At 35.9% G+C, this 3,220-nt stretch carries 3 protein-coding genes; 1 reads left to right on the forward strand and 2 read right to left on the reverse strand.

Annotated features, from left to right (window positions below):
- Positions 1-81 precede the first annotated feature (81 nt).
- Positions 82-825, forward strand: a complete 744-nt coding sequence (locus tag E1171_RS04080) for an acyl-CoA desaturase (protein WP_155204366.1) — start codon at positions 82-84, stop codon at positions 823-825.
- 193 nt (positions 826-1,018) lie between these two features.
- Here E1171_RS04080 and E1171_RS04085 read toward each other — a convergent pair whose 3' ends face one another.
- Together E1171_RS04085 and chrA are read right to left on the reverse strand one after the other, a co-directional pair.
- A complete protein-coding gene (locus tag E1171_RS04085; RefSeq protein WP_155204368.1) occupies positions 1,019-1,849 on the reverse strand; it encodes an HAD family hydrolase in 831 nt (276 codons plus the stop codon).
- Positions 1,850-2,105: 256 nt separating this feature from the next.
- On the reverse strand, positions 2,106-3,220 hold a 1,115-nt coding region (chrA, locus tag E1171_RS04090), incomplete at its 5' end, for a chromate efflux transporter (protein WP_155204370.1).

Consider the following 3,220-nt stretch of genomic DNA (forward strand, 5'->3'; position numbering starts at 1 on the left):
TTTTAAAAGAAAGTAAGGATACTATCAAATAAAACCATAATTTTGCAGCGTCAAATTATTATACATTGTAGAAATAGAGAAATGGGGATTATCTTAACTTTTTTTATAGCGCATTGGTACCTGTCGTTGTTTTTTCAGACGTTTTTTCATCATAGGTATTCTGCTCACAAAGCATTTACGATGAGCAAGGCCACTGAAAAAGTCTTCTTTGTATTAACCTGGATTTTTCAAGGTTCAAATTATCTAAGTGTTTATGGATATGGTGTTATGCATCGAATGCATCATGCTTTTGCAGATACGGAAAAGGATGTTCATTCTCCTAAATATGATGAATCCATATTTAAAATGATGTGGAAAACAAAAACCATCTATTCTGCTATTGCTAATAAGGAAAAGAAGGTAGAGAAGCGGTTTACAGATGGCGTACCAGAATGGACAGCTTTTGAAAAAATTGCCCGTTCCTGGCCTAGTAAAATTATGTGGGGGGCCTTATATACTTTTGTTTATTTCCAGTTTGCCACGGAATGGTGGTTGTGGTTGCTACTTCCTATTCAATTCATGCTTTCACCAATTCATGGAGCTATTATCAATTGGTTTGCTCATAAATATGGATACAGAAACTATGAAGTTGGAGATACCTCAAGAAATTTTCTTCCATTTGATTTTCTGATGTTGGGAGAAAGTTATCATAATAATCACCATAAAAATGGGTCAAGAGCTAATTTTGGAGGTGTGCGTTGGCATGAATTTGATCCGACTTACTATATAATCTTACTTTTGAATAAGCTAAAAGTAATTAAATTAAGCCCAAGTAATTCAAGGTAGGGGGGGACAAGGATAAAAATTTCTTTTGAAGTGGTTAGTTTACTGAGAAGTGACTAACCACTTTTTTTGTGGTAAATAATTTTCGGAAGAAGTAAAAACCCTATACTTTACCTATATTCTTGCCTGTTAAAGGTGAATACAAACTATATTTACCAAAGTTTATAAGGCACCTGGAAATACTCAGATTTGTTGTTTATCGGACTTTTAGATAATCCAATACAGCACCCTCTTCATTGCTGCCAATTATTTTTGTGGCGAAGCTCTTTAATTCCGGTTTGGCATTTTCCACAACTATTTTGTTTTTGGCCAACTTGATCATGGGAATGTCGTTCACATTATCCCCAAATACCGTGAGTTCATTAACATCAAAGGAATATTTATCGCACAACTGTTTTATGGCGTTGGCCTTTGTTGCTTTTTGACCATGTATTTCCAACCAATACCAACCTTTATGGTATTGGTTCTCATAATAATGGGTAGAAATTTGATCCCCAAACTGTGTTACTATCGATTGATAGATCTGGTCAATAATGACTTGACGCTCCATTACTGTGAAGCCAAAAATATCTTGATCAAAGACATCTTCATAAGCAACAGTTTTAAGAAGGCGTTTATCCTGTTTTGAAGTTAGTTCTTCTAAATACCAACTCATCCCTTCACTTAAAATGTCTTTGTAATAGAGGCGGTCTTTACCATCATTTGTTGTACTAATAAAGGGAGCGCAATTAAAGGTTCGAATGGTATGAAGAATTTGGCTGTACAAATCTGGAGAAATTGTATTTAATTGAAGATGTTCCCCTGTATGAAAATCGGTGATACTAGCTCCATTAAGTAATATAACTGGTAACTTAAGCTCCAAACCTTTTAAGATTTGACGAACCGAAGGGTAACTCCGTGCGGTGGCAATGGTAAAATTGATATTTTTAAACAATTGATTGAGTCCGTCTCTGGTTTTTGGGGCTAACGTGCCATCATTTTGTAAAAGAGTTCCGTCAAGGTCCGAAACAAATAGTGATTGGTGCATATACTTAATTTAAGTTATTAAGAAGGAATTGTAAAGGTAATTAAGTTTACTGAATTTAGGAGAATGAAGACTTTATGGGTCCAAATGACTTTTCCTGTTCGAAATACAAATAGATTCATGTCAATAGGTCAATGGTTATCCTGCCTGCTAAATTTTCATTTTTTTAAATGATTAAATCTGCTTCATCCAAATAAATGGGTTATACTTTATTATTTTAAGGGCGCTTATTTATTTTATCTGTTCCGGAAAGTCTCCTTTAAAATAATTGAAGTATATAGCCTAAAAAGGCACTCCCAAAAACCAGCCATAAAACATTAATTTTTTTTGGTCCGAAAGTGATCACCAAACTCAATGCTGTGATAAACCACGCTCTCCAATCTGTTAGTACACTTTGACCCAATTGAAGGGTAACGGCAATCATAATTCCAACTGCACCAACGTTGATGGCATCAAGAAAGGATGAAGCAGCCTTGGTTTTACGTAATCGGGGAACAATCGGGTTTAATAAGTTTACAAGGAAAAAGGAAGGAATGAAAATACCCAAGGTGGCCAAGGTTGCTCCGGAAAGACCACTAATTTGATAGCCTATAAAGGTGGCTGTGGTTAAAATAGGGCCTGGAGTAAGCTGTCCAATGGCTATCGCATCTAATAATTGGGTTCGACTGATCCAGGCTAATCTTTCAACTAATTCTGCATCCAGGTAAGCAATTAATAAATAGCCACTACCAAACAATACAAGGCTTATCTTGAAAAATACCCAAAAGAGGTTAAAATTGGAAAGACCTTGTATTGCGAAAATGCTTCCCAATCCAAATGGGGAAACGGATTTAAGCTTAGTATCAAATTTTTGAGTTTCTTTGCTCCAGTTTACAATCATCCCTAGAAGACCAGAACCAATTATTAGTAATACTTCATTTATCCCCATTAAGGACAAGGCAATTACCGCCACCCCTAATGTACCCAAAAACCACCCTTTGACGGCTTTTTTTCCTAATTTATAAATAGCCCCACAGATTACAGCCAGAATTGCTGGTTTTATCCCAAAAAGGAAGGGCTCAATGTTGGGAAGGTTACCATAATTCACATACAAAATGGCAAAAACTAATGTAATTAGGGCTGCAGGAAATATGAAACTAATGCCCGCCACTAATAGGCCAATAGTTCCAGCTACTTCTTTCCCTACATGCATAGTCATTTGGGTAGAGTTTGGCCCTGGAATTAAATTTGTAGCTCCAACCAAATCCAAAAAATGTTGACGTGAAAGCCATTTTCTTTTATGGACTACTTTCTCTTCCAATATGGCAATATGGGCTGCTGGGCCCCCAAAAGCTATTACACCCAATTTAAAAAATAAGGATGTTAATTCCTTTA

Origin of the sequence: Xanthovirga aplysinae (assembly GCF_009711365.1) — a bacterium.
GTDB classification, from domain to species: Bacteria; Bacteroidota; Bacteroidia; order Cytophagales; family Cyclobacteriaceae; genus Xanthovirga; species Xanthovirga aplysinae.

Bases quoted from the DNA above. Each gene is read 5' to 3' on its own strand.
- E1171_RS04085 (WP_155204368.1), bottom strand. From the start codon at position 1,849: ATGCACCAATCACTATTTGTTTCGGACCTTGACGGAACTCTTTTACAA.
- E1171_RS04080 (WP_155204366.1), top strand. From the start codon at position 82: ATGGGGATTATCTTAACTTTTTTTATAGCGCATTGGTACCTGTCGTTG.